General features: G+C 39.1%; 16 protein-coding genes and 1 pseudogene. 6 read left to right on the top strand and 11 right to left on the bottom strand.

Annotated elements, in window-relative coordinates; translation table 11 throughout:
- Positions 1–473: 473 nt before the first annotated feature.
- Positions 474–1,901: a cytochrome c oxidase accessory protein CcoG gene (gene ccoG, locus H5114_RS18550; protein WP_124016619.1), complete on the bottom strand. Its 1,428-nt coding sequence runs from the start codon at positions 1,899–1,901 to the stop codon at positions 474–476.
- Positions 1,902–1,977: 76 nt separating this feature from the next.
- On the opposite strand from ccoG, the gene H5114_RS18545 reads away from it, so the two are divergent.
- From H5114_RS18545 to H5114_RS18535, 3 genes are all read left to right on the top strand, one after another.
- Complete coding sequence (locus tag H5114_RS18545; protein ID WP_182698844.1) at positions 1,978–2,325, top strand: hypothetical protein; 348 nt, start codon at positions 1,978–1,980, stop codon at positions 2,323–2,325.
- 97 nt (positions 2,326–2,422) lie between these two features.
- Positions 2,423–3,337 carry a 1,4-dihydroxy-2-naphthoyl-CoA synthase gene (locus H5114_RS18540; RefSeq protein WP_124016617.1) on the top strand — a complete coding sequence of 305 codons (915 nt, stop codon included), beginning with the start codon at positions 2,423–2,425 and terminating at the stop codon, positions 3,335–3,337.
- Positions 3,338–3,535: 198 nt separating this feature from the next.
- Positions 3,536–3,757, top strand: coding sequence for a DUF2061 domain-containing protein (locus H5114_RS18535; RefSeq protein WP_182723731.1), 222 nt, complete (start codon positions 3,536–3,538; stop codon positions 3,755–3,757).
- A gap of 68 nt (positions 3,758–3,825) precedes the next feature.
- On the opposite strand, the gene H5114_RS18530 is transcribed toward H5114_RS18535, so the two are convergent.
- The 3 genes from H5114_RS18530 to H5114_RS18520 form a co-directional block, all read right to left on the bottom strand.
- On the bottom strand, positions 3,826–4,587 hold the full coding sequence (locus H5114_RS18530; protein ID WP_182723730.1) for a PepSY-associated TM helix domain-containing protein: 762 nt from the start codon (positions 4,585–4,587) through the stop codon (positions 3,826–3,828).
- Positions 4,588–4,628: 41 nt separating this feature from the next.
- The gene (locus H5114_RS18525) at positions 4,629–5,162 is read right to left on the bottom strand and encodes an FMN-binding protein (RefSeq protein WP_124016601.1); all 534 of its coding nucleotides are present in this window, start codon (positions 5,160–5,162) and stop codon (positions 4,629–4,631) included.
- A gap of 110 nt (positions 5,163–5,272) precedes the next feature.
- Positions 5,273–6,448 (bottom strand): porin, encoded by a 1,176-nt coding sequence (locus H5114_RS18520; RefSeq protein ID WP_124016600.1) that lies wholly within the window; start codon positions 6,446–6,448, stop codon positions 5,273–5,275.
- 201 nt (positions 6,449–6,649) lie between these two features.
- On the opposite strand from H5114_RS18520, the pseudogene H5114_RS18515 reads away from it, so the two are divergent.
- Together H5114_RS18515 and H5114_RS18510 are read left to right on the top strand one after the other, a co-directional pair.
- Positions 6,650–6,844 (top strand): annotated as a pseudogene (locus tag H5114_RS18515) (histidine kinase); the annotation flags it as partial.
- A gap of 602 nt (positions 6,845–7,446) precedes the next feature.
- The gene (locus H5114_RS18510; protein WP_182698839.1) at positions 7,447–8,640 is read left to right on the top strand and encodes a class I SAM-dependent rRNA methyltransferase; all 1,194 of its coding nucleotides are present in this window, start codon (positions 7,447–7,449) and stop codon (positions 8,638–8,640) included.
- Between the two features lie 78 nt (positions 8,641–8,718).
- Here H5114_RS18510 and H5114_RS18505 read toward each other — a convergent pair whose 3' ends face one another.
- Positions 8,719–8,901, bottom strand: a complete 183-nt coding sequence (locus H5114_RS18505; RefSeq protein ID WP_124016598.1) for a hypothetical protein — start codon at positions 8,899–8,901, stop codon at positions 8,719–8,721.
- 428 nt (positions 8,902–9,329) lie between these two features.
- On the bottom strand, positions 9,330–10,694 hold the full coding sequence (locus H5114_RS18500) for a DUF4397 domain-containing protein (protein WP_182723728.1): 1,365 nt from the start codon (positions 10,692–10,694) through the stop codon (positions 9,330–9,332).
- A gap of 588 nt (positions 10,695–11,282) precedes the next feature.
- Between H5114_RS18500 and H5114_RS18495 the strand changes: the two genes are divergently transcribed.
- The gene (locus H5114_RS18495) at positions 11,283–11,780 is read left to right on the top strand and encodes a fasciclin domain-containing protein (protein ID WP_124016596.1); all 498 of its coding nucleotides are present in this window, start codon (positions 11,283–11,285) and stop codon (positions 11,778–11,780) included.
- Positions 11,781–12,279: 499 nt separating this feature from the next.
- Here the strand turns inward: H5114_RS18495 and H5114_RS18490 are convergent, their stop codons facing one another.
- From H5114_RS18490 to H5114_RS18470, 5 genes are read right to left on the bottom strand one after another with little or no spacing between them, the layout of a single operon-like run.
- Entirely contained in the window at positions 12,280–12,516 is a 237-nt protein-coding gene (locus H5114_RS18490) for a hypothetical protein (RefSeq protein ID WP_182723727.1), read from the bottom strand.
- Positions 12,517–12,521: 5 nt separating this feature from the next.
- Entirely contained in the window at positions 12,522–14,039 is a 1,518-nt protein-coding gene (locus tag H5114_RS18485) for a TnsD family Tn7-like transposition protein (RefSeq protein WP_182723726.1), read from the bottom strand.
- Positions 14,008–15,492 (bottom strand): AAA family ATPase, encoded by a 1,485-nt coding sequence (locus H5114_RS18480; RefSeq protein ID WP_182723725.1) that lies wholly within the window; start codon positions 15,490–15,492, stop codon positions 14,008–14,010. Before H5114_RS18480 ends, H5114_RS18485 begins: the two co-directional genes overlap by 32 nt.
- Before the next feature lie 2 nt (positions 15,493–15,494).
- Positions 15,495–17,588 (bottom strand): hypothetical protein, encoded by a 2,094-nt coding sequence (locus tag H5114_RS18475; RefSeq protein WP_182723724.1) that lies wholly within the window; start codon positions 17,586–17,588, stop codon positions 15,495–15,497.
- On the bottom strand, positions 17,585–18,394 hold the full coding sequence (locus H5114_RS18470; protein WP_182723723.1) for a TnsA endonuclease N-terminal domain-containing protein: 810 nt from the start codon (positions 18,392–18,394) through the stop codon (positions 17,585–17,587). Before H5114_RS18470 ends, H5114_RS18475 begins: the two co-directional genes overlap by 4 nt.
- Positions 18,395–18,525 lie beyond the last annotated feature (131 nt).

The raw sequence follows: 18,525 nt of genomic DNA, 5'->3' as shown, positions 1-18,525 counted from the left end.
AGTCTTTGTACATATTACTATGAACATTCATCGTTGCATTGAGTTTAAATTTTTTGATTGCCAACATTCCGAAGAACAGAAGACAATTTCGAATAACTCAATACCTGTGAATGTCCACACAGATTTCTTGTTTAGATTGTTAAAGAACGTGATGTCGATTTTTCAGACATCGCCGTAAGACGCTAGGTCGTTGGCTTGGGGTGCGTATTCTACGCTTTCCCGTGTCGGCGTCAAGTGTTTTTTCAAACTTTCTTTTCGCCTTGAATCCAGTTTTTTGAAGCACTTAATTCAACCCAACTCGGTGACCGCTTTCGCTGTCTGCCGTGTCAGTGGATGCGCATTATAGGCAGCTTAAGATTTAGTGCAAGCATAAAAATGCTAAATATTGCAAAAACATGACTGAGAGGTGCTTTTTCAATCGAAATGAACAAAAAAGGAACTACCAGCCCCTTTTTTGCCTATTTTGCTCGGTTCTAATCACCAAAGAATCGAGTTTCCTGTTTTATTTCTATTGGGCTACCGTCTATAACTGCGTTAATTTTAATATCGATTTTAGTAATACTTCTCTTCAGCTCGATAGGATCGACAGCAATACTAATTGGCAAGGTGATGACTTCACCAGATCCGATTGAGACGTGCTGCGGGCCAATCCATTTAGCATTCGGCAGACCTTCGACACTTAACTCATACTCTTGTGGCTGTTCTGTCTTATTAAGAATTTTTATCGTAAAGGTGTTTTCGGTATTGCCTTGGTTGTTTTGACGATACAGTGAGTTTCTATCTCTAATAACATCCATACGAACAGGCGCAATAGTTGCGCTGGCATAAATGAATATTAATATCATCACAGTCAGCACTACACCGTAACCGACCAGCTTAGGTCGCAATACCTTTTCTTGTACGCCATCAAGTTTGTTTTCTGTTGTGTAACTGATTAACCCTTTTTCGTAACCCATGCGTTCCATGGTGTTATCACATGCATCAATACAGGCCCCACAGTTAATACATTCGTATTGCAGACCATTACGTATATCAATCCCTGTCGGACAGACTTGTACACATAAGTCACAATCAATACAGTCGCCTAAGCCCATTTCTTTTGGGTCTTGTTTGCGAGAACGAGGACCACGCGTTTCACCACGCTGAGTGTCGTAACCGACTATATAAGTATTTTTATCAAACATAGCCGCTTGGAAACGGGCATAAGGACACATATGAATACACATGATCTCACGCATCCATCCGGCATTACCATATGTCGCAATAGTGAAGAAAATAACCCAAAAATATATTCCACCACCGGCATTCAAGGTAAAGATGTCAATGTACAGTTCACGGCTTGGAACAAAGTAAGATACAAAGGTTGTGGCTGTTAATAGTGATACCAGTAGCCAAGAGGTATGTTTAGCGGTTTTCCGCCATAGCTTATTAAAGCTCCATGGCATTTGATCAAGCTTAATGCGTTTATTGCGTGCGCCTTCAAACTTTTCTTCAAACCAGATAAAAATGAAGGTCCACACCGTTTGTGGGCAGGTATAGCCACACCACACTCTACCGAGATAAGTAGTAACGAAAAACAACCCGAATGCAGCTATCATAAACAGTGCTGCGAGTAAGGTGAGGTCTTGTGGCCAGATAGTTAAACCAAACACATGGAATTTTTGCTCGGCCAGATGAAACCAAACTGCTTGACGATCGCCCCATGGCAACCAGGGCAACAATAAGAAGAACAACATAGCAATCCAACCCATGTAACGGCGTAACGTTGTCCATAAGCCATCTACAGCTCTTACATAAATACGGTTGCGCGGATTGAAACGGTCTGCTTTACTGGCATCAGGTTGATGGATTTTAATACGTTGTTGTTTAGAAAAGTCCTTGGGGTTAGATTCTGTCGTCATGTTACAGCCTTACTGCTTTAATATTGAACGATAACTAGCTTATTATATAGGTAATAACACATTATTGGATAAAAAGATGAGAGGCTGGATAGGATTAATAATAATTGCGGGAATTATTTATTATTTCGCGACGGAAACAGACAAGCTTGATAAGCCAATCCATGACATTAAAACAATGTTTACTAAGGCTGACAAAAAGCTTGATTCGATGACGGGCACAAAAATCATTAAAATTGATAAACACTTACCGCAAATTAAAGCGGAAATTTACGAACGCTTATCAACTATTGAGATCCGTGAGTTAGATGGTGTGTTTACCAGTAATGAAGCAATAGCTGAGTTTAAAGATCAATACTGCCATAGCAGTGCTCGCCACCCGGTTTTCACCAAAGAAAACTTACAATTTATTTGCGATAAAATCTAATAACTCGAGTTAGTTAACGGTTTTATGCTCTCAAATTGACCTAAATATCAAATAAGCCTAGCCTTTGTGTAATATCTACAATAGGGGCTAGGTTTTTATGACTCAATCACACACAGAATCAGTATCCGACATTTTTGATCCAGACTTATGGGATCTTGTCGAAGGATTCAATTTTGAAGACATCACTTATCATCGGGCAAAACACCAAGGTACAGTGCGTATTGCCATTGACAGGCCTGATTGCCTTAATTCATTTCGCCCTAAAACCGTAGACGAACTCTTTATCGCTCTAGATCATGCTAGACAATGGTCTGATGTAGGATGTGTACTATTAACAGGTAATGGGCCATCAGCAAAAGGTCAGTACTCATTTTGCGCAGGCGGTGATCAACGTATTCGTGGTAAAGACGGCTATAAATATGAAGGCGCAGAGGAAGGTAAGCCTGATGTCGCACGCATGGGACGCCTACATATATTAGAAGTACAACGTTTGATTCGTTTTATGCCCAAAGTGGTTATTGCAGTTGTGCCAGGCTGGGCTGTGGGTGGTGGCCATAGTTTACATGTAGTGTGTGACTTAACATTAGCCTCTAAAGAACACGCTATCTTTAAACAAACTGACCCTGATGTGGGCAGTTTTGATTCCGGGTATGGCAGTGCATATTTAGCTAAGATGATTGGCCAAAAACGTGCTCGTGAAATCTTCTTTCTTGGTTTTAATTACTCAGCAGAAGAAGCCTTTGATATGGGCATGGTAAACCGAGCGATTCCCCATGCTGAGCTCGAAATAGAAGCATTAGTTTGGGCAAAAGAGATTAACTCTAAATCGCCTACCGCAATGCGTATGCTTAAATATGGCTTTAATATGGCCGACGATGGCTTAGTAGGCCAACAACTGTTTGCCGGTGAAGCCACACGCTTAGCGTATGCGAGTGAAGAAGCTCAAGAAGGCCGTGATGCCTTTTTAGAAAAACGCGACCAAGATTTTTCCCGCTTTCCTTGGCATTACTAACCCCAGCACATAGGGTTATACTCTAAATTAACGGATATTTTCTGCCATCATAAAGGCCCTTTAAGGGCTTTTATTGTTTTCGGTATTAAAAAATATAATCGTAATCGAAATTTTCATTGGTAATAATCGAATTAACCCGCTTTACATGATAATGATAACTGTTATCATTTAAGCAAATTAACAAAGGGGGACTTAACCATGAAAAAAACTTTCAGTTTTGCCATTTTACACTTCGGTGTCGCATTTACGATTACCTACTTATTAACCGGGAGCATTATTATCGGTGGCACCATAGCCCTGCTTGAGCCTGCCGTTAATACAGTTGTATTTTACTTTCATGACAAGGTTTGGAAAAAAATTGAGTTAAAGAAAGTGCAGCAAGCTGAGCGATCTAAAGAGTCGGCACTCTTGATGGGCTAACGTTATAACCATGAGCTTGCTAGTCCATCTTATGCGCTCTTTATGAAATTATAAAAGCATTGTTACCATTATTTTTTTTGGTACCAAATCCAGAAACCGCTTAATGATACCAACAACAATGCTAGCGCAAACAAGTCCCATAGCCACACTGTTAACGCTCCAAATAGGCGACCACTATGTAGATCTAGCATTACGCGTTGCCAATTTAAATGCGCACTACGAGCATGTTGAATAAACTCAGCATTAACTTGAGGATTTGGCATAAGCCAACTTAACGGCTTGAGCGGTACAGTAGGTTGCCAATCAATTAACTGCTCATCAGCTTGATAAACACCAGAGTCTGTCTTTAGCCATACTCGACCATCCACTACTGCCAGCGCTAATAAGCCAGCCGGTAAACCGGTACTGCTATTCTGTGTTTCTTGTAAATGCCCTGCGCTATCGAATAAATACAACTGATTGTTATCCATTGCCACCAGCATATTGGCAGCATAACTGGCACTGATTAACGTTTGTGGGCCTTCAAAAATAACCTGTTTTCCCTGCCACAATAAATTATCAGTAATATAAAGTGCAGGTAAATTACGCTTATCTAAAGCAGAAAACTGAGCGACATGCGCAGGAGCTGGAATACCATAATAATCAAGTAACCAAGACTGGGTAACAGGTGTTTGGTCTAAACCAAAATCATCACTGTGATTTATCGCTACACCTGTGAACACGAGTAATAGGATAAATAAAACACTCGCTAAGCCTAAGCGTCGATGCCAAGGACGAAGTGCTCGTAACAACTTAAGTCTAAAACGATTACGTCGAGATGTCTGAGTCACACTAACCTGCTTGAAATGATCCGCTGGAATTGAAATTGGGCTTATGGCACCACATGCGCATGAAGTAATAATGCAATACGCGATAACTTAGTTAACGCTCTTACTGATAATGTCGCGCCTGTAATGCCATCTATATGCTTATCAAGCTGATATTGGTCATCTAGCTTGGCCGACTTAAATTGATCAGTAAAAAAATCATGACGCACTTCATCACCGCGACTTTCACGATAGATTAACACTTTAGTTCGTTCTATTTGATTGTCTTTTACATGGATAGCCACTGTAATTGGCGATTCTTTACCTATCTCGTCCATTATCCATACCGTTGCATTATTGTGTAGCCAATAACGCAGCCGCATTTTATTAAAACGATGGGCTAAGATAACTTCTATCGCTTGTTTGAGCTCATCGTCAAGCCATAGCACCTTAGACTCGCCACTACTGCCATTAAATGCTTGGCTAATAAACGCTTCATTTGACTGATATTGTGTGGCAGCAACGCTATTAAATACTGACAAACAAGCCGCTAACCCCAGCATAAATACCATCAAATATGATCGTAATATTGTTTGCATGACAGCCCTCAAACATCATAAAAATACGGGCGCCAACAATATACACTGCAGGCCCCCATTTACCGATAAACGTTTTTATCGATGCGTCTTACCTCTGAGAATTCTCAGGTTTAGAACTGGTAACCAACACCTAAGTTAAAACCGTCTGAATCTGCAGCGCCACCAATATTTTCGTAATCAGCTTTAAACACTACGTTTTCGTGTAACCAGTAGTTAACACCCACGTTGGTTTGTTTTTTCTTAGTATCGGCGCTATCACCAGCATTGTTGTCCCACTCGTTATAACGAGCAAACACACCAAACTGTTCATTAATACGGTAAGCAGGCTCAATATAGAAACCATTTTGCTTATCACGACCTAATGCTTCAGCTTCTTTACCATCAATATTCCACTGTGCATATAGAGCTTTTACAGTGAAGTGTTCAATGCTGTAAATGGCATGTGCGGTAAGCAATGTTGCTGCTGCAGAATCAACATCGGCAGTACCTTGAGTTAAATCTGACTGATACTGAACCGTTGCTGCTAGCTCCAAACCTGGAACAGCAGTGTATTTTACACGGCCGGTATAGGCTAAATCTTCGCCCTTAGCTTCAGAAACTTTTTGACGACCATTACGGATTTTGTAACCAGAGCTTTGGTCTAAATACAAACCAGAAGTGATTGCGGTATCAAAGGCTAAACCTGGCGCCGCTTTAATATTAAGGTTTATACCCCCTTCCCACCACGTTGCAGGAATGATGTCTTTTTCTACTGGGTTACGCTCAACACCATAGAATGCTGTTGGTTCGTGAGTTTCGTTGATAATACCGACAGGCATTAAAAATAGACCAGCTTTACCGGTAAACATCTCATTAAAGTCATGCTCGATATAGGCTTGCTCTAACTCAACTTCGCCATTTTGGCTCTCACCTGCGATGGAATGCTCAACTTCGAGTTCAGAGAAAAAACGTGTACTGCTATTAAACTCGTGACCGACAAATAATACAAAGCGATGGAAGTCGAATTCTTTCTTGTCTTCACCAGTTTGGTTATTGCTAATATTGTTGTAGTGTAATTCGCCATATCCACCAATAGTGGTTGCCGACTTGCTTGATGCGCTTGCTTCTACTACATCAGCCGTCGCCTCTACACGTTTTTCAGTTTGCTCAAGACGCTTTTCAAGATCTTTAAGCACTTTCTGCTGCTGCTCAATAATCTGGCGTAGTTCAGTCGTTTCATCAGAAGCCATAACTTGATTGCTAGCCAAAAGGCTAAATAGTGTTGCAGCTATTAACGTTTTTTTCATATTCCATCCCGATCAGACAATGTAAACAACTAGTGTGTTATGTAAAGTAGTGTAAATTTTCGTGAATTATACATAACGAATATGTTAATGCAAACCATTATCATTAAGCTTCCTACATGTATCACATATTTAATAACTACCACTCTGTGTTTAATGACACGAGATAATCGATGATTGACATGAAGAGTGCCAAATAGGATAAAACTTAGAATATCCTCGGCCAGCTGGCCTATTTTTGGTATTGTTTGGCCATCAAGCTTAGTACTGGCTAACTATATGTTGGATTACAAAACTGAAGGTAAAAGAATTCTAGAAATAGGCTGTGGCATCGCCCTATCAAGTTTACTACTCAACGAAAAACATGCCGATATTACGGCAAATGACGACCATCCAGAAGTTGAGTAAGCTCTGCCATTTAAGGGCTATATTCTGCTTTTTTCACGTGTAAATTTTGTTGCCTGAAAAGCCAATAAAGCGTTATGGCCAGTAATGTCATTATTAGTGATAATGGACAGCGATAATCATGTCGCACTTTTAAAGGCAACACCTTAACCAAGCAGATTTATCCCATAGTCACTTGGCTATGAAACAATACAAGTTAAACATATTCAGCCTTAGTGTTAACTTACTCAAACTAAAATATTCCTGCTGATATCTGTTAATACAGCACTATTTGCAGGCACAATAGCCAGCAACGTTTATGGCGGCGCACACCTAATGATAAACCTTTAATAAAAAGGCCATCGAAAAAACCATAATCCAAATATCAACAAACGATACCGTCAACTTAACCTTAATATTACAGCGTTATTATTTGTCAGGTTTTTAGACTCAAAACACGCTATGATCACCCCATTGTCGTCACGAGCTTTATATCCCTCACAAATTGAGCCATATAGCTTAGATAATCTCATATAAGCCCAGAACAAGGCCTATAATCAGTTGTTATCAGGCGCAGCGAATTTACTCTCCACTTATACTTTATATTAGGCAGTACCATGGCTATCAGAATTAAACTTAAACCTGGCCGCGAACGTTCATTAGAGCGACGCCACCCTTGGATATTTTCCAATGGAATTCACAACGTCAATGGCGGCAAACCGCAAGCTGGTGACACTGTTGAAGTAGTGGCGCACGATGGGCACTGGCTCGGACGCGGTGCCTGGTCGCCAGAATCTCAAATCCAAGTGCGTATATGGACCTTCGACAAAGAAGAAACCATCGATGCAGACTTCTTTGCTAGACGTATAAAAAGGGCCCAAGCCGGTCGTGATGAACTCATCCGCGAACAAGGCCTTACAGGTTATCGTTTAATTGCCGCAGAATCTGACGGTTTACCTGGTATCACTATAGATCGTTATGCCAACGTATTCGTTTGCCAACTATTAAGCACTGGTGCTGAAAAATGGCGCGATACCATCGTTGAACAACTAGTGATTCAATATCCAGATTGCGCCGTTTATGAGCGTTCAGATGTCGACTCGAGAAAGAAAGAAGGCCTGGTTCCTGTCGTAGGGTTACTTCACGGCGAATTACCCCCAATGCCTATTATCATCGAAGAAAACGGTATTAAGATTGCGGTCGATGTCATTAAAGGCCACAAAACCGGTTTTTATCTAGATCAACGTGACAACCGTGCTATGGCGGCTCGTTTCGTTAAAGGCAAATCTGTACTTAACTGCTTCTGTTACACTGGTACTTTCGGCTTATATGCCGCCAAAGCTGGCGCGGCGAGTATTGAAAATGTTGATGTATCCACCTTAGCGCTGCAAACAGCTCGCGATAATATGGCGATTAATCACCTTAATGATGACCATGTAAATTATAACGAAGCTGACGTATTTAAATTACTACGCCAGTACCGAGATGAAGCTAAAACTTTCGATGTTATCGTGCTCGACCCGCCTAAGTTTGCCGACAATAAATCGCAGCTAGATGGTGCATGTCGCGGTTATAAAGACATCAACATGATTGCGATGCAATTGCTTAATCCAGGTGGAATATTACTGACGTTCTCGTGTTCAGGCTTAATGCAGTCAGACCTATTCCAAAAAGTGGTTGCTGATGCTGCCTTGGATGCGAAACGTGAAGTTCAGTTTATTGAGCGTATGCATCAAGCTAGCGATCATCCAATTAGCAGCGCATTCCCAGAAGGTTATTACCTCAAAGGTCTAGTCGCTCGAGTTTGGTAATTGATAATGTGACGTCAACAAAAAGGGAACAGTAACTGTTCCCTTTTTGTTGCATGAACATAACCAACAACTATGACCTTAATGGCTATCCCGAGGTTTTAATGGTGCGAGCAAGAGAAATAAAATAAACGACAACCAACTCACAAATATGGTTGCCAGCAACCAGGCAAGTTTCTCATTCGCGCTAACTTTCTTGCTGCGGGCAATAATAACTAACGGTATTAGCCAAAATACCAATAGAATTAATATAGTAAACGCCATTGTAAACATCCTGTTAAATTATCCTTAAAAATGATTTTGATGATATGTACCATTAACATTAACTAAAAAACTGAGTAAACCGTTGCCAATCCCATTGATGTAATCAATTGACTCAACAACATAAAATAGAGGGCAATTTTGCACAGCTTGTGCCTGTAAAGTCAACAGCACCATTCCTATAGAAAACGATAACGCGCCAGTAATAAATGTCAGCATAAAAACCAATAAAATAAAACAGTTAAGCTTATCGATATAGATAGAGAGTATTGATAATGTCTACCTATCTATACAATCACAGCGAGCTTAAGTCCCATTTAAATCATAGATAAAAAGTATTCAGAATTTAATGTGATTGAGTGTATCTAACAGGTATAAAAAAAGCGGCTTATCTGGCAAGAATAAGCCGCAAAAGGTTTACATAGCAAATATTACATCGCAGTAAAGTCGTCTAATAAAATCACCCCAAATGGCGATCCACCATCGACATTATCAACAGCTGCGACAGCATAAATACCCGAAGCATCTAAGGTCACATCAAGCGGACCGATAGCCACATCTTTAGTATTAGCAACAGTGACAGTAATTACATAATTACCAGGCGTAACACTTAAACTGCCAGAAGAGGCCTTAAATGGTACATCCTCTAATACTGGCGTTGCATCGGTAATATCAGCAGAAGCTGTAAGATAAACATCAACTTCTGGTGCTGAATATGCAGCATGGGTAACTGTTAACTTTGCCTCAGTCGCTACGCGGCGGGTTTGCTCAACTAGCACCAGTGGTTCAATCATGCTATCGATTAATGATCCTACCGCTAAGGTGCTATAACTTTTACCAAGATCTAAGTCGACGGCGGCCTTATCTATCACCACAACACTGTTATCGGCATCCGCAGCAACAGTTACTGTATGTGTACCGTCAGCAAGATTGACATAGCCCGTTACCTCACCAAAAGACAACATGTTAACTGCTGGAGTGACTGCTTCGTCAACAAATACGTCCACCGCAGGCGCGTCAGCAACAGCATGAACAACACGTAAATCTGCGCCGCTGTTGACATCATTTAAGATTACTTGCCCTTCTGGTAACGACACTTGTAATGCTACTGGTGAATCACCAGACCAGGTATTAGGGATCGCGCTAATAAAGTAATCTTGCATATCGGCTAAGGCAACCGTACCTGAGTCATATACCACATCTTTCATTCCTGATGCGGTAATACGAATTTGATAGTCACCATTAGCTACCTCAATTTGCGAACTTACATCTAAATAGTTTGCAGATAATGTTGGAGTCATAGCGCTAATATCTGCATCAGGGGCGGTAACATAAACATCAACATTGCCCGCTGCAGGTGCAGCATGCAGAACTTGTACTCTGGCGTAACCTGTAGCAATGTCCATTATTGGGTTTGCAATCAGTTTTAGATTTAGGGTGTCATTAGCCACTAACCCTAATGCCACTGCGGTATATTCCATATCACTTTGTGCATCAAGAGATGTTTCGAGCACGGTTGCAGTGTTACCATCGGCCAAAACAGCATCAACGCTAATATCGTAAGTCGCCGATGATACTTGGATTAGATCACTAGACATGGCGTAATCCACCTTCGACAGTAATGCATTTCCATTAGCGACAACATTCACTAATGGTGCATCACTACCGGCATGAATAACACGTACGAATGAAATTTCTGGCTCTACAGGAGCAACAACCATGACATCATCGTCGTCAGAGCAAGCTGTTAAACCAATTAAAGAAACACACAGTGCAAAAGGGTAAATCCGTTTCATTTTAGAAATCCTCATTAAGTATTGTGACCGATTTCTATACGGGGTGATTTATTTGCTGGTTCAAAAAAAATACACACAAATAATTAACTTTTCAGATAAAAAGATATAAATATTTGATGCCAATATAAAATATGCACAAATAATAATTTAGCGCTGGCTGTTTTAAAAAGAATGCTGGCTATGATGAAAATAACCGCGGCACAATATCGCAAACATCATTATAGGGAACGGATGGTAAGAAGTGTTAATACTGCTAGCCTAACGTTTAGACTTATTAGCCTCACCACAAAAAAACCAACATAAACATTATTATCAATTAGTTAATCACCTGTCACTGACACAATTAAACTGTAAAAATATCAATCATTGATGTAACTCTACTGACCAAGCAAGTCTACTTTACACATTAAAATAAAATGTTGTTATCGACGAGCTTGATGCTGTGAAGCGTAGCTTGATCTTTTAGTACCGACTATTTTGCAATTTCACCCCGTTAGTTTATTAAAACAAAAACTGATCTCATTAATTAACGAATGCGTAACTAATGCTGAACTCAAAAATGGTATGCACTCAAAAAAGGAAAATATAATGTTAAATAAATTCACTACAATCATCGCTATTATCCTTGCTAGTTTAGCGTTCTCGTCAGTTTCTTATGCAGAGCATCATGGTATGAAAAAAGATATCGTTGATGTCGCTGCTGAAAATGGCTCGTTTAATACTCTCGTTGCAGCAGTGAAAGCAGCAGGACTTGTTGAAACATTAAAAGGTGAGGGTCCATTTACAGTATTCGCGCCAACAGATGATGCGTTTGCAAAGTTGCCTGAAGGCACAGTAGAAATGCTTCTTAAACCAGAAAACAAAGATAAACTTGTTGCAGTACTAACTTATCATGTTGTTTCAGGCAAAGTGCTGGCTGCTGATGTAGTTAACCTAGATAGCGCAACTACCGTTGAAGGACAAGCTGTTACCATTGAAGTAAAAGACGGTAATGTTATGGTAAATAATGCACAAGTAATCATGACAGATGTTGAAGCTAGCAACGGTGTGATCCATGTAATTGATACCGTACTGTTACCTAAGTAATCGCTAAGTAATGATGGGGCGTTGGTTTTATGTCACGCCCCTGATTTTTCAATTATAAAAATGCAATCTCACCGACACTGTAATGGTCAATTAAAATTATCATCTTGATGTCAGAAGCGATGATGTTCACTTTACACATTAGCCGGTAAATTTATTTTATCCAATTGATATAAACCTCATCCTCGTTAAATAGCATTATTGGCAATGTTAGTGACTTTATCCTTTGCCGATAATTAACATAGAGATAGACAGATTCACAATTAAAGCGATAAATGATCAATTATTTTATTACAGTGTTATAGCCAATAAAAACGGCTTCCCAAGAAGCCGTTAAATTAAATTTTGTGGAAGTTAAATAAAGTACGCAACTAAAATATAAACTAAATGTATGATCTTTATAACAAAGTGCGATCCTGAAAATTAATAATGTTAGAAACTAAAAAGCGGTTAAAATAGTACGATAATAGTGATGTTAGAAACTGATATTCAAGCTCATTAATTAAGCAAAACCACCACAATTAATCCCAGCTAAATATACAATAAAGTCCTTAGATAACCCTCTTTCACAAACATCAATCGCAGTAATATCACCAAATGCTGAAATTGGTTTTTCTAACCAATTAGAAATGCCTTCGTAGTCTCCTGCCCAAGGCAGTAGTAAAGAGAAAATATACGCTATATCTTGTTCTGAAAAATAATGGCCTAGTAATTCTTCTAATTTTTGTTGTTCGTTCATTTTAGTTACAGTCCTCTTAAAGCCCAAAAATTTGCTAGTAGACTATCCAAAAATTCACATGTCATTTGAGTCATCCGCTCGTCACTTAATCCCGACAATCTAAGTATCTGCCATCTAGGAAGTATATTTGGTCTAGTCATAATCATGACTTGAGTAATCCTTCTTATTTGATAATCAGTAATACTTTCAGAGTAACGGGCAAGATAGATTGAAGCCAAGGGCAGTTTATATAGATATTTCTCCACTGACGTTCCAGTATCTAATTGAGAAACAAGCCATTTAATCGATAATCGAGGTCCCGAAACATCATCAAAATGTTTATCGATTATACGAATAAGGGCTCTAACAATTTCCATATCCCTTCTCTTCCAATCAACTCTATTATTTACTACGGGAATAGGGCGCTTATACTTGTTATTAATTTTAAGTAACCAATCTCTATTGTGGCGGTACAACCAAAGATATGTACCTCCATAGCCATTTTCCCTAGCGACTTTGGCCCCGAATTGTTTAACTTGATTTAGCCATATTTTTTGGTTTTCTCGCATTTTTGTTTTTGAGAAAGTCGTTAATTTAACTGTTTTGATATTTGATTTAACTAAAGACCTTCCTCTATCCATAACCTCAGAGAGCTTGATATCTTTTTGAATGGCATAAAGTGCGACTAAATGCTCTAAATAACTGAAGGATTTTCGATGTTTTCTGGTGATTTTATGTAACCAATTAGACTCTGTTTCATTTGGAAATAAATTCATCGAACGTAGCCATTCCTCTGACCAGGCACTCTCAACAGCCTCTTTCAGTAATGGGTAATTACAAAAACAACCTTTTGCGAATCCATTTTTAACAAGTAAATATCTATACAGATTTGTCCATTGCTCAAAACTGAGTGATTGCTGCTCTCCTCGATAAAGCAGCCAGCACACTTGCTCGTCTAACCACTTAGGATTGGATATCAATATCTGAGGTGAAAATGTTTCTATTTGTTGAGTTTGCAGAGGAAAATACTCATGCCTATGTTGCATTGAATGGTAGGGTTGAATATTTACTAGGGGAGTTCCGTGTATACAGCAATGATTTATTCCAACAATTTGATGTATTCTTCTCCAGTAGGGTTCACCGACTGTATTCAGTTGCTCTTCAATACAATCCCGACAAGCTCTCATCACATGTAATTTAGGTATTAGTGATGCGACATAACCAGAAGCGAGGTGAACCGAGCCAAAGCTCTTAAATTGCATATGGTTTAAACATTCTAACCTTCTATTTTCGGGTAGAAATGGACTATACAATGGGAATAGAGTGTGCCCATAAATAAGATCTATGGGCGAGGGTAAATTTAACGAATTAATCGAGGTGAAATCGTTAAGCCGAGAGGGAAAGTTTACTGAAGAAATAACCGAGCGACTGCCAATGACACCGCTGAGTAAACGCTTAGGACTTGTTACGCAAAAGCGTACTCTGGCCCGGCTCAATATGCCATATACTAACTCATCTGGGTAAGGCGCTGGGAAGTTCAGCATAGCTAATCAAATCGCTCATAGACAAGATAAGCTTTTCATTTTTTAGAACGTGATAAAAACTGCCATTTTTATCTTGTGAGAATAAATACCTCAGGTCATCGAGAGGTAGCTTGGACCAATCCTTTCTGCTGATGCGTTTAAAGTCATTACGCTGTAATTTTTCTGGATTTTGGGGCTTTGCTAGAGCTTGATTTGATTTGTTGCTTTTGAGTTTTACTCTTCTCTTATCATGAGAATTTACAAGACGCTCGAAGATCTTATTTTTATCTGACTTAATAGCTGATAAAAAACCCTCTTTTAATCTAAACTCTTTTCTCCTAACGTCCTTCATCAAGCTAACCGTAATCTGCTCTACCCCTGAATTAATTGCTTCTATTTGACATGCTACAAAAAAATGGACGGCAAGACCGATAACCCCTTCGCATGCATCAAACCATTCAGAGCTTAACTCAGCAGAGAGCTCTAGTGATTGATTTTTTAAGCAATTCCGCTTCCAGAGCTTCTTGCTAAATAAAGACCAACGCTCAACGATTAGATCATCTTTACCAGAAAAACGCATCAGTGGATCCCAATCAATATTACTCTGACTAATATCACTGAGCTCATATATCGCATTCGAATTACTTATCAGTAGCAACGGCACCAGATCACCCAAACCGTCGATATGTTCTAGAAAAATGTTACGCTCATCATATTTCCATTTTTCGATTACTTGAAGAGAGTCAATTACAACAAGTCCGACATTGTAAGTAATTAACAAACTTCGTATTTTCAACAATGCGGCTCTAAGATTTGGAGAAACAACAACTTCGCTAGCATACTTTTGTTTCCCAATAGCGTTTTCCAACGATTGTAAAAAAATACTACAATACTCAATCGGGCTTGTAGCTCCTTTTAAATTGACTGACAGATAAACAATCTGAACTTGTTCAGATTTATTAGCATGCCAAATAACACTAGGGTACATTGACAAACATTGCTGCATCACCAACGTTTTGCCAGAACCTTTACATCCAATTATAGATGTAACATTTCGTACAGGACGTGGCGCGCTTAAATCACGCCATGGAACAGTATCGTTACTCATAGCATAATGCAGGTTTTGTCGCTGTTGCTCATAGTTATATAGAGTGTCCTCTCTCGATAGATAACCACTTTTTATAGCTAAATCTATCTTGTCATACACATCTTGAAATTCTGGTACAAGAACGGTGTATTCATCTTTAAGAGAATAAACGCAACGTTTTCGCTCAATATCACTGTCACCAACCGATGCTTGTCGATAATTTGTTTTATTAAAGCTCTCTTTTAATTGTGCTGCATTAAAAGTAGGCATAAGCGCATCAACAAATGGAACACCGCAAAATGAAGGATGTGCTTCATCAATATAACAAGCTTCAAATGCCCTGGGTGGTATTTCGGGTACTAATAGCCGTTGATTACTAAACTCCATTTTTAATCCTCTTCATCCATGAAAAATTTTACTCTTGCATCTGAATTCGCCTGTTCATATATCATTGGCTCATTTATGCATGCATTACTAACAGCCAATTCTGGCTTTAATTTATTATAAACAGTTTGAGACTGCCTGCGTTGCTCACTTTTATCGCCCAAATTAGCTACTTGTTCTGATTTCGATAAGCCATCTATAGCTTCTTTTCGCTCACATGTAGCAACCTCAGTGACTTTTTCATTTTCAATAAAATCAGCGGTTCTTTTCACTTCATAAGAATGTTGTGCATTTGCATTACTATGTTTACGTTTTTTAAGATCATCGATAACATCAGCCCAAGGCAGACCTTTAAACCGTCGAAAATGTGGTTCAAGCTCGCATCGAAGATACTCATGCGCACCTTCACTAGGTACTATAAAAATAGCTGTAGCATCACTTTTATCGCGTACAACAACTTGCTTCTGCTGACTTCTATTAACTTTAACGCGAAGACCAGACAATTCCGGATGCACATATTTAACACCATCGATTGTTAAAATATTTCTATTTGAAATTGTCGCGGTTTCTTGTTCAAGTAATGAAAACCAAAAAAAATCTTTGTTTATCAATTGAAGAGAACCAGTCCTATGAGCGACACCCCATTTCCAAATATTATTCGGTGTCGTAGCTAATTCGGCCGGGAAGTCATTATCGCCATCCCATTTATCTAGCGGTTTGTTATTGAGTACAAGAATAGCTTTCAAGATGATTTTATTTAACTCATCAAGGTGCATGGTATAGTTCTTCTGGCTACTCATTCCGCCTGATTTTTTTGAAGTATATTGAGATACTAATCCGGGTAACTGGTGCCTTAACTCAGCATGTATACGACCAAATACACGCTCGCCATCCCCTCTTTTGTTTGGTTGTCCTGCGCCACTATTTATTATTGAAATATTGTGCATAGATGTCGCGGCTTCAATATTTTTAGTTCTAAAGTCGGAGCCTAAATCCGCAAAAAAAGCCTTGGGAAGGCCCTCCATAGGCCACTCATTCTGTTGAATATCCATTCCATGCTTTGCACATAACTTTACTTTGTTAGAAATAGCACTCGTCATCGCATTAACTACGTTGAAGTATGATGCAGGTGTTAACACTAATAAAAAGCCAGTAATTGCAGATGAGTAATCATCAACACATAGGTATAAAACCGGTCGCCCGAGCAACAGTCGATCATCATTAGCTACTCCAATATCAAATGGCGTAGAATCTATTGAATAAGATGATCCTGGGCCTACCATATCTTTTCTAACACTCGATGTTAGCTGACTATTGTTAGCTTTAAAGTAGATTTCACCATGTTTTGCTTGAGCTCTTCGCTCAACAGTAAAACAACTGTTGTAATATGCTTTCAACATAGACTTACTGGGTTTTCCACTGCTCAAACGGCTTATATCACCACCACAAAATCGCGCTAATAAGTCAGTATATGCAGCATTTAAATCACAACTGTTAACCTTTTTTCCTTTTTTATCAATCAAATAACGCTCTGAAAAAATGGTATTTAAGAGTGCGGAATGCATCATTCTTTCTAGCGCTGGTGACCAAAGTGAATTAGGTAAATCACCGAATTCTTTCGGACGCCCCAGACGAACACCGTTTCGAGTCTTTTTCTTGCCCTTTCCTCCGCAATAACAGTAATCTGGCAATAAAGTATTTATGCTTTGTCCTCGCTGCCAATATCGCCTCGCATAGCGGTATATCGTACTTTTAGAACCAAAACTTTGAGCAGTTAATATCTCGACTATTGCGCTTCTAACATTTTTGTCGTAAAACTCATCATTTTGAATCAGTGGTATTATCCTTTCGTAATTGCTGTCTCTCTTATTCAAGTAAACGCTACCAGCCGTATATGCCCGATTGATAATTTCAATCCATGGATCATCAATTTCAACTATTTCGTCATGTAAGTCTATATCTTCGGCATCGACTTTAAATGGAAGAGCACTAGTGCTTTCTATATCAATAAAAATACAGCAATAGTCTAAATTTTTTAAAAGACGACAAGGACGTTCATTCCACAAATAAACAGCATTCGGGCGCAGAAACTCAATCATAACTCCGCCTCAAACAATATATCTTGCCCTAAGAATTCATGAAATTCCTTGTTTAAGTCAAAATGTAAAAATCCGAGTTGCAATAAGCATTTCAACTCGTTTAAGTGTGTGCCTGCTGGCATTTGATTCTCGTCATCGAAACGAGCTAGAATTTGTGTCAGTTTCTCTGATGATGAAGCTTGAAGCTGCTCATAGATATTTGATGCTCTAGATTTAGCATCATCTAATTGATATTGAGATGCATCCGCCGTTAAGAACCACTCTATATTTCTCAAAGCATTAGTATCAATATCTTTTTCAGTGATCACTAACAGCGGGATATTTCTTTTTGCTAGTGTTTCTTTCTCAAGCAACAATTTTTCTACTGTTCTGTAGTTATTAAGATCTTTAGCATATTTAACATATATGCCAATCTGCTTAGCCTCAACCCCTTGGTAAGTAACAACAAAATCGGTCGTTAACGGTAATTTTTCTTGATTGTTTTGCGGTGGGTGATTAACGCCAAGCTCAAAAGCTACTTTAAGTGACAACGGTAAGTCGTGTGAATATTGTTCTTTGATTTCAATGATATTCGGGTGAATATCTAAGAGAAGAAACACTTGATACTCAAGCTTAGATAAAAGATGACATACACGACCAGTGGTTCTACTTTTAATACGCCACATTTGCCCCTGTGACGAACACGATTGTATCGTGACGCCTGGCTTGTATTCATCTATTGAATTATGTTCACTGTTGCATCCATCGTATAAGTCCATTTGTCTTTGCCCTTGATCATCAGCGCAACCAAAATTTTTACTCAACATCGTCAAACTCCATTTCGACATTTATATCGCATCATCCTGTGCGATTACTTCTAAAACAATCTTAGCACAAAAAACAAACCAGGAAATGTAAGTTATTGATAACAAATAACAAAACCAGATATCATAACAAA

The sequence above is a fragment of the Shewanella sp. SR43-8 genome, from assembly GCF_014163775.1.
Lineage (GTDB): Bacteria > Pseudomonadota > Gammaproteobacteria > Enterobacterales > Shewanellaceae > Shewanella > Shewanella vesiculosa.
Note: the sequence above shows the minus strand (reverse complement) of the source record. Positions and strands in the feature narration are given on the sequence as shown.

What these genes read in the sequence shown, in the direction of transcription:
- H5114_RS18545 (WP_182698844.1), top strand. Translation starts at nt 1,978, where the DNA reads ATGAGAGGCTGGATAGGATTAATAATAATTGCGGGAATTATTTATTAT.
- H5114_RS18490 (WP_182723727.1), bottom strand. Translation starts at nt 12,516, where the DNA reads ATGAACGAACAACAAAAATTAGAAGAATTACTAGGCCATTATTTTTCA.
- ccoG (WP_124016619.1), bottom strand. Translation starts at nt 1,901, where the DNA reads ATGACGACAGAATCTAACCCCAAGGACTTTTCTAAACAACAACGTATT.
- H5114_RS18540 (WP_124016617.1), top strand. Translation starts at nt 2,423, where the DNA reads ATGACTCAATCACACACAGAATCAGTATCCGACATTTTTGATCCAGAC.
- H5114_RS18525 (WP_124016601.1), bottom strand. Translation starts at nt 5,162, where the DNA reads ATGCAAACAATATTACGATCATATTTGATGGTATTTATGCTGGGGTTA.
- H5114_RS18520 (WP_124016600.1), bottom strand. Translation starts at nt 6,448, where the DNA reads ATGAAAAAAACGTTAATAGCTGCAACACTATTTAGCCTTTTGGCTAGC.
- H5114_RS18505 (WP_124016598.1), bottom strand. Translation starts at nt 8,901, where the DNA reads ATGGCGTTTACTATATTAATTCTATTGGTATTTTGGCTAATACCGTTA.
- H5114_RS18500 (WP_182723728.1), bottom strand. Translation starts at nt 10,694, where the DNA reads ATGAAACGGATTTACCCTTTTGCACTGTGTGTTTCTTTAATTGGTTTA.
- H5114_RS18495 (WP_124016596.1), top strand. Translation starts at nt 11,283, where the DNA reads ATGTTAAATAAATTCACTACAATCATCGCTATTATCCTTGCTAGTTTA.
- H5114_RS18470 (WP_182723723.1), bottom strand. Translation starts at nt 18,394, where the DNA reads ATGTTGAGTAAAAATTTTGGTTGCGCTGATGATCAAGGGCAAAGACAA.
- H5114_RS18485 (WP_182723726.1), bottom strand. Translation starts at nt 14,039, where the DNA reads ATGCTGAACTTCCCAGCGCCTTACCCAGATGAGTTAGTATATGGCATA.
- H5114_RS18510 (WP_182698839.1), top strand. Translation starts at nt 7,447, where the DNA reads ATGGCTATCAGAATTAAACTTAAACCTGGCCGCGAACGTTCATTAGAG.
- H5114_RS18535 (WP_182723731.1), top strand. Translation starts at nt 3,536, where the DNA reads ATGAAAAAAACTTTCAGTTTTGCCATTTTACACTTCGGTGTCGCATTT.
- H5114_RS18475 (WP_182723724.1), bottom strand. Translation starts at nt 17,588, where the DNA reads ATGATTGAGTTTCTGCGCCCGAATGCTGTTTATTTGTGGAATGAACGT.
- H5114_RS18480 (WP_182723725.1), bottom strand. Translation starts at nt 15,492, where the DNA reads ATGGAGTTTAGTAATCAACGGCTATTAGTACCCGAAATACCACCCAGG.